This window comes from Fuchsiella alkaliacetigena, from assembly GCF_023227765.1.
Lineage (GTDB): Bacteria > Bacillota > Halanaerobiia > Halobacteroidales > Acetohalobiaceae > Fuchsiella > Fuchsiella alkaliacetigena.
Genome location: NZ_JALKBZ010000076.1, coordinates 1 through 7563 on the forward strand (window position 1 = coordinate 1; position 7563 = coordinate 7563).

Genomic DNA, 7563 nt, shown 5'->3' on the forward strand with positions numbered 1-7563 from the left:
AAATCACAAACCCTGCTATATCAAGGTTTCTGACCTCTAAATAGTTATTTTATACCTATGAACTGTCGAACTCGGGCTTTAATTTGATTCAGGTGGTGATGAATTGAGGCTGTTTTGTTCTTTTGCTCCTTGACTTTGGATATACTTCTCAATTGTTTCAATAGTAGCTCCGCCAGTAGAAATAATACAGTAACTTCTAGACCAAAAGGCTGATTCCCAATAATAATCCTTTAAATATTCTTCAAAATCCTTCTTGATAAGTCTAGAGGATACTGTTTTTAAAGTGTTAACTAGTTTTGATAACTGTATCTGTGGTGGAGTTTCAAACAAAACATGGATATGGTCTTTTTCTCCTCCGAATTCTAAGATTTTGCAATCTTTGTCATTGAGTAACCTAGTAAATATTTTTTCTAGCTCGTCAAGTATTTCAGAATTAATACATTTGTGCCTATATTTTGTGATTACAGAAAATTAGTCGAGAAAGCCTCGCCTATGTTAATAGGCGGGGATGAATCGATGAATTTAAATTTCAGTCAATCTGAAAATTAAATTTGCTTCTTTGCATATGAATCCCTTTTCTGATATAATAAGCTTAATAACTTATATTAAAGGGGTTTTAGTATTGAATACCTATAAAAGTACTAGACATGCAAAGTTTCTTTTAAACTATCATTTTGTATGGATTCCTAAATATAGAAAAGATATTTTGGATAATAAAGAGATAAAAAATATAATAATAAATACTATCGATGAATTGGCTATCGAGCATAGTTTTGAAGTATTATCTATAGAAATAATGTCTGAGCATATACATCTTTTTCTATCGGCACTTCCCAGATATTCCCCTAGTAAATTAATGAATATCATCAAAGGAACTACTGGAAGGAGAATATCAAAACAGTTTCCAGAGTTAAATATCAAAGGTTCAGTATGGACTAGAGCTTATTTTGTTGCTACCGCAGGGAATGTTAGTTCAGAAGCTATTCAGCATTATATTGAAAAGCAAGGTGATTAATTATGCAAATAACTTATGTTTTAGAATTATTAGAACCAACAAAAAGAAAACAGAATATATTTTTTAATAATATTGCAGAAGTAGTTAAAAATCGTCAAGCTATTGCTGATAAACTTAAAGCAGGAGAAACTAAATTGAGTTCTGCTGATTTTAAAGAGCATAATCTACCCTCTGCTGTTAAAAATCAAAATATTAGAGAAGTTAAAGTTCTATTTAGACTCTTTGAAAAATCAGATTCTAAAAAAGATAACATAGATTTCAAGAAAAACCAGCCCATTTGCTATAATAACCAGAACTATAAAATAGACGGTCATATAATCTCAATACCTCTTTATACTAGTAAGTGTCAAAGATTTGCTTTTCCTGTTAAGCAGACTAAAAGATTTAAAGAACTGCAAGAACATATTGAAAATGGTTCTAAGTTAGGTAAAGCCAGTCTTTTTTATAAAAGAGGTAAATGGTACTTTGCTGTAAGTGTTGATCTACCACAAGAAAAAAATAATAATCCTAATACAATGGGAATTGATATAGGACTTAGACAGTTAGCAGTAGCCAGCATTAAAAATTCAGCCGGAAAAGAGATTAATCGTCAATTCTTTAATGGTAAAGAAGCTGGATTTATTCGTAAAAAGTATCGCTCATTAAGAAGAGAATTAGGTCAAGCCAAGAAAATTAACTCTATTAGAAATATTAACGACAAAGAGCAAAGATGGATGACAGATCTAAACCATAAAATTAGTCGTCGGTTGGTTAATCTTGCTGTGCAAGAAAAAGTGGGGATTATAGTTATGGAGGATTTAGAAAATATCCGTCAAAGTGCTCATAGTCTTAATAGAGCTGATAGGAACCTGCATAATTGGACTTTTTATCAACTCCAACAATTCATCGAATATAAAGCTGAATTGGCTGGGATAAAGGTGAAATATATTAATCCTAAACATACCTCCCAGCGTTGTTCAAAATGTGGTAAAGTTAAAAAAGTTAATCGCAAAGTTAATTTATATTCCTGCCAATGTGGTAATCATATTCATTCTGATTTGAATGCTAGCAGGAACATAGCACATTTGGGACAACAATCTGCTTAGATGGTAATAGTCTAAGTGCCTGAGTGGCTATATGCCTATCTCAGGAGGGTTGATGGCACAACCTAAAGCCAAAGTTATATTGGACTACTAGAAATAGACTGTCCTCTAATCATTTGGTAACCTCGTGACGGTCTCGATGACCTAATGCTGAATTTTCCTTTTGTGTATATAATGAGAATTCAGTGCAAGTTTCTTTAAGGAATCCTCGTTTGTGACGTTAGGAACGGGCGGGGAGGATGTCAAAACTAAATGATATTTTAGACTATAAACGGAATGACGATTACTATTAATTTGCCTACTCATAGGCATTTCACCTCCTAAATCTTAGTTTACAACTAAATAAAACTATGATATAATTATATCAACTAAGAAGGGAGGTGTAAAGGTATGAAATTGTCATTTGAATTCAAAGCTAACTTTAGTCATAAACAGCTAGAAATAGTTAAAGAGTTAAGTTGGCATTGCTCTAAGCTGTATAATATAGTTAACTATCAAATAAAAAACAATAAAGAAGTTAAACCAGTATATACTAGATTAGAGAATAGGTTTAAGAATAACTGGCACACCGATTACCTTCACTCACATAATCGCCAACAACTATTTAAACAATTAGCTCAAGATTGGAAGTCTTACTTTAACTCAATAGAGGATTACAATAACAATCCTAGCAAATATCAAGGTCAACCCAAACCACCTAATTTCAAGTATTTAGATAATAACCCTAGTCAAATAATTTTCACTAATTTAGCTACCAGAATTAGAGAGAATAATCTTCTTTTGTCCTTGTCCAAAGAGATTAAAAATCAGTATCAGGTGGACAGTCTTAAATTTCAGTTACCACCAGTAATTGAAAGCCTGATTGATTTAGATAATCTACAACAAGTAAGGATAAAAAGAGATAACCTTTCTAATGAGTGGTACTTAATAATCATTCATAAAGTAAATGAAAAAGATAAACCACAAGGTAATAACATAATGTCAATAGACTTAGGTTTGGATAATTTAGCAACTGTTACTTTAAAAGATAATCCTGAAAGCTATATCATTGATGGTAAAGTAATTAAATCAGAAAATAGGTACTATAATAGAAGAATTACTAAACTTCAAAAAATCAGAATGAAACAAGTAGGTAGTCAACAATTTAAAGATACTAAACAAATTAAGAAGTTACGATTAAAAAGAAGAAACTTTGTTGCCGACTATCTACATAAAGCTAGCAAGAAGATAGTTGAATTAGCAACTAAAAATAATGCAGGTACTATAGTAATTGGTGATATAGCAGGTATTAAACAAAATAATAAGCATAATAAACACTTTGTAGCTGTTCCCATCCAGAGGTTTAAAGATTTAATAGAGTATAAAGCTAAATTAGAAGGTGTTAAAGTTGTATTTGTTAATGAAGCCTATACCTCTGGCTGTTCTGCAATAGATGAAGAAAAATTAAATAGGGTTAACTATGATAAGTCCAGACGAATTAAACGAGGGCTGTTTAAAACTGGCAATAAAGTAATTAATGCTGATGTAAATGGTTCGCTAAATATAATGAGAAAGTATCTTAAAAATGGTACTCCTGAAATGGTAAAACAGATTAGGGATATGGGAGTTGTGGACACTCCCGAAAGATTAAGGGTATCCTAGTTTTTAACTAGGAGGAAACTTAAAAGCCAAACATCTTTTCAAACTCACCTAGTAACATATAGCTATTTTAGTATATGTGAAGTAGTAAGAAGCCACTGCAAATCTTTGTTTTTGATTTGGGGGTGGAGGTTCACGATATAGAATCTGCTTCAGATTATGGATATGTTTTGGCTGGTTTTTCTCATTCAATGGGAAATAGCTTAAGTGATGAAAATATTGATAAAAGTGATGGATATGTTATTAAGATAAATGATTTAGGCTATACAGGAGAACTAGAAATAGTTCGTTAAATTTTAAAGAGCTTATTATTCAGTTAAAAGGTATGTCAAAGGAAAATTAAATTTATCTAAAATACCTCAGGAAAACACTACCTGAATCTTTAGTTTGATAAAATCAAATGAGAGAGCCTCTTAAATAATAATTTGAGACTCTCTCATTTAATCTAAGTATTTTTAGTCGTTTAATATTATTTTTCTAGCTAGAGCTTCTACTAAGCTCGAGAATAGTCTGGCTCTATTAAAAACATCTTTAATTTCTTTCTCGACATCGTCTTTTAAACAGACTGGAAGAGTAATCATCGTTTGCTTGTTCTTGTTGCTTGGATTTTGAGCATCTTTATCTACCCAATTGTTGATTTCTTTTTTTACTTCTGGTTCTATTTCCTTGTTTATGTATTTTGTCAAAAGACTTTCAATTAATTTACTTAAATTTGAATCCTTTAATAATGCCTCTATGTTTAGTTGGCGCAAGATTTTGCTATTTGCATGCAAAGTATATCTTTTATTCAATTTAGTTTCCTCCTCTTTTTTCTTTTGTAGCTTTTCTAAGTCTTTCTTATTGTAAGTCCATAGATTTTTGCATTTTCTCTCTTTTAAGTTAGTGTTTTTGGCTAATGACTTATATATTTCATATTTAAAAAAGTTATTATCTGCTGATAATTCACTAATAGCTTTTAATTTATCTTCTCTTTTTTTATTTCTATTAGTAATCTCTTTTTTGCTCTCTTCAAGTAATACTTTAATTTGATCTAAGTTATCACTCATTATTATATTTCTATAGCTTGTATTTTGTATTAAGTGGTCTTGCCAGTAGTTATATAATGATAGCTCTTTTATGATAAGTTTTCTAAGTTGATCTACCTGTATTTCAGGATTAAGTTCTTTAATGATACCTTTTAATTCCTTATATTTCCAGTATGGGATTCTAATAAATGGTATATTATTCTCTATGCAAAACCAATTTTTTACTTTATCTTTCAAGTCTTCTTTAGTATCTTTAATTTTATTACGAGACTTGAAGTGATATTGCTCATCTAATTCAAGGATCAAAAAATTTTTCCTTTGATCGTAAATTTTTAAATCAAAAGGTAGTTTATGGTCAACTACACACTTATTAAATGATACTTCCATTTCTGTTTCAAATCCTATTTTTTCAAATAAGTTTTTAATATTTATTTTAGATTTATCTACTCCATTAGCACAGTTTGGACATCTCGAGCCCGATAGGAAATTGCTTGGGCTTACCTCCCAAATATGTCCGCAGTTTTTATGTTTTAGCTTAATTTTGTTGTAGTAGGTGGTATAGTCTCCTATTACTTCATAATTTTCATTTGTAGATTCTCTTACTCTTGCAATAAATTCTTCTTGGTTTAAGCTTAGCTTGTTTTTTCGGCATTCGGGGCATCGCGAATCATTATTTAAAAAGTTGCATGGTCTTGGTGACCATATATGACCACATATAGTGCACTGAATATCAACCGGTATGTGAGAGTGAGTATAATTTCCTAGTACTTTATATTTGCCTCCGGTTAATGCATGTACTCTGTCTTTAAATTGCTTGGTGTTCATTTTTTTCATTTGCATCAGCTCCCTCTTTTTTATTTAAATAAAATAAATATATCTTTATTAACTATATTTTATGCTAAAAAAATAAATATGTCAAGAGATAATCCTTTCTTTAAAAGCAATTACAACAACTTAAATACTAATTACTCTTAATAACTCTTATAAACTCTAAAATAATAGGTTATATTTACTTATGGATTTAGAAATGTTATAATTTGATATACAAAATATTATACGAGGAGGTAGTTTAAAATGGATATTGGCAAAAGAATAAAAAAACTTCGCAAGGAAAAGAATTGGACATTCAAAGAGTTAAACAAAGAAACTGGTATTTCAATTTCATTTTTAAATAATATAGAAAAAGGAAGAAGTAACCCCTCTATAGATAATCTTGAGAAAATAGCTGATGCTTTCGAAGTTACTATTGCTTACTTACTTGGGCAAGGAAGGATTGAAGACTTTGATCAAGAAACAGCTGAACTAATAGATAACTTCTCTAAAAAAGATAGTTTGAAGAAGATTTTTATGGAACTTAAAGATTTAGATGATGAAAATGCGGAAAAGCTGTTAAAGACTATTAAATTGATTAAAGATTTGGATTTTTAGTACAGATAATTAATTACAATGGGAAAGGAGGCAATAATTGTGCTAACTAAGGAACAACAAGCAGTGATCAATTCTAATTCTAAAGAGATTCTGATTAATGCCTGTGCTGGTAGCGGTAAAACAACGACCCTATATAACTTCGCTGAAAGCAGACAGGATGAAAAGATACTTTATTTAGCCTTTAACAGATCAATGAAAGAGGAAGCAGAACAGAGATTTAAAAACTTAAGAAATACTGAAGTGAGAACTATACACAGTCTAGCTTACAGGAATGTAGGTTATAAATATAAAGATAAACTAACTTTTAAGTATAAGGCTTATCAGTTAGCAATGGATTTAGGCTATGATTTTAACAAAAGCTCAGATATTGCTTTGGTCTCCGAGGTAAGAAGACAGTTTAATGAATTTTTAAGATCTAGAGCTAAGTCAATAGATGAATTTTTAAGTGGTCGCAGTATTGACCCCAGTTATTCCCCAAAAGAAATATTGGAACTGTTGAATAAGATTTTTGAGCTAAAAAAAGATCTTAATAATGATATTCAAATTACTCATAACTTTTACTTAAAGTTATTTCATCTATCAAATCCTGATCTTTCTAGATACTATGACTTAATACTTTTAGATGAAGCACAGGATATTAATGAAGTAATCATAGATATTTTTAAGAAGCAAAACATAACTAAGGTAGCAGTTGGGGACTCCAATCAGCAAATATACGCCTGGAATGGAGCTGTAGACGCTTTAAACAAGCTGGAAGGGGATGACTACCTTTTAACTAACAGCTTTAGAATAGGGCTTAATTTAGCTAATATCTGCAACTTAATCCTCAAAGACTTTGGTAAAGCTAATATGACGATTAAGGGTAAGAATAAATCACAAAGAATAGGTGAAGTTGATAGAAAAAAGCAGTATGCTAAGTTGTGTAGAACCAGAGCAATGGTCTTTGATAATGCAGTAGAGAATATATTAGCTGATAATAGGATTTATTTTGAAGGGGGAGTAAACTCTTATAATTTCGATACCTTTACCCAAGCTTGGCTTTTTTCCGAAGGTAAAGAGACTAATGATCCCTTATTAGCTCCTTTTGATGATTACGAACAGTTACTTCAATACGTTGAAAATACAGAAGATCTAGAATTAGAGTTTTTAACGAAGATCGTGAAGAAGTATGGTGAAAAGATACCTAAGTATGTAAGGCAAATTAAAAAACTAGCTGTTAATGATAAAGATAAAGCAGATATAATTATCTCTACTTTACATAGAGCTAAAGGCTTAGAGTATCAGCAATTAGTTTTAGAAACTCTTTCTATGCAATCATTTGTTAATATTATCCATCGGTTAAAATAAAGGTAGGCATAAGCTATCTCCTTTGATA

General features: G+C 30.5%; 8 protein-coding genes. 6 read left to right on the top strand and 2 right to left on the bottom strand.

The window, feature by feature from the left end; translation table 11 throughout:
* Positions 1-78: 78 nt before the first annotated feature.
* Positions 79-462, bottom strand: a complete 384-nt coding sequence (tnpA, locus tag MWH30_RS14010) for an IS200/IS605 family transposase (RefSeq protein ID WP_372494187.1) — start codon at positions 460-462, stop codon at positions 79-81.
* 160 nt (positions 463-622) lie between these two features.
* Between tnpA (MWH30_RS14010) and tnpA (MWH30_RS12920) the strand changes: the two genes are divergently transcribed.
* The 4 genes from tnpA (MWH30_RS12920) (at position 623) to MWH30_RS12935 (ending at position 4028) form a co-directional block, all read left to right on the top strand.
* A complete protein-coding gene (tnpA, locus tag MWH30_RS12920; protein WP_248664511.1) occupies positions 623-1015 on the top strand; it encodes an IS200/IS605 family transposase in 393 nt (130 codons plus the stop codon).
* A gap of 2 nt (positions 1016-1017) precedes the next feature.
* Positions 1018-2100: an RNA-guided endonuclease InsQ/TnpB family protein gene (locus MWH30_RS12925; RefSeq protein WP_248664512.1), complete on the top strand. Its 1083-nt coding sequence runs from the start codon at positions 1018-1020 to the stop codon at positions 2098-2100.
* 387 nt (positions 2101-2487) lie between these two features.
* Complete coding sequence (locus MWH30_RS12930) at positions 2488-3738, top strand: RNA-guided endonuclease InsQ/TnpB family protein (RefSeq protein ID WP_248664513.1); 1251 nt, start codon at positions 2488-2490, stop codon at positions 3736-3738.
* Positions 3739-3860: 122 nt separating this feature from the next.
* A complete protein-coding gene (locus tag MWH30_RS12935) occupies positions 3861-4028 on the top strand; it encodes a hypothetical protein (RefSeq protein WP_248664514.1) in 168 nt (55 codons plus the stop codon).
* Positions 4029-4190: 162 nt separating this feature from the next.
* Here the strand turns inward: MWH30_RS12935 and MWH30_RS12940 are convergent, their stop codons facing one another.
* The gene (locus tag MWH30_RS12940; RefSeq protein ID WP_248664515.1) at positions 4191-5594 is read right to left on the bottom strand and encodes a hypothetical protein; all 1404 of its coding nucleotides are present in this window, start codon (positions 5592-5594) and stop codon (positions 4191-4193) included.
* A gap of 240 nt (positions 5595-5834) precedes the next feature.
* Here MWH30_RS12940 and MWH30_RS12945 point away from each other — a divergent pair, with 240 nt between their 5' ends.
* The gene (locus MWH30_RS12945) at positions 5835-6188 is read left to right on the top strand and encodes a helix-turn-helix domain-containing protein (protein ID WP_248664516.1); all 354 of its coding nucleotides are present in this window, start codon (positions 5835-5837) and stop codon (positions 6186-6188) included.
* Between the two features lie 39 nt (positions 6189-6227).
* The gene (locus tag MWH30_RS12950; protein WP_248664517.1) at positions 6228-7535 is read left to right on the top strand and encodes a UvrD-helicase domain-containing protein; all 1308 of its coding nucleotides are present in this window, start codon (positions 6228-6230) and stop codon (positions 7533-7535) included.
* Positions 7536-7563: the final 28 nt, after the last annotated feature.

Excerpts from the sequence above, each read along its gene's own strand:
- MWH30_RS12940 (WP_248664515.1), bottom strand. The coding sequence starts at position 5,594 with ATGAAAAAAATGAACACCAAGCAATTTAAAGACAGAGTACATGCATTA.
- MWH30_RS12945 (WP_248664516.1), top strand. The coding sequence starts at position 5,835 with ATGGATATTGGCAAAAGAATAAAAAAACTTCGCAAGGAAAAGAATTGG.
- MWH30_RS12930 (WP_248664513.1), top strand. The coding sequence starts at position 2,488 with ATGAAATTGTCATTTGAATTCAAAGCTAACTTTAGTCATAAACAGCTA.
- MWH30_RS12925 (WP_248664512.1), top strand. The coding sequence starts at position 1,018 with ATGCAAATAACTTATGTTTTAGAATTATTAGAACCAACAAAAAGAAAA.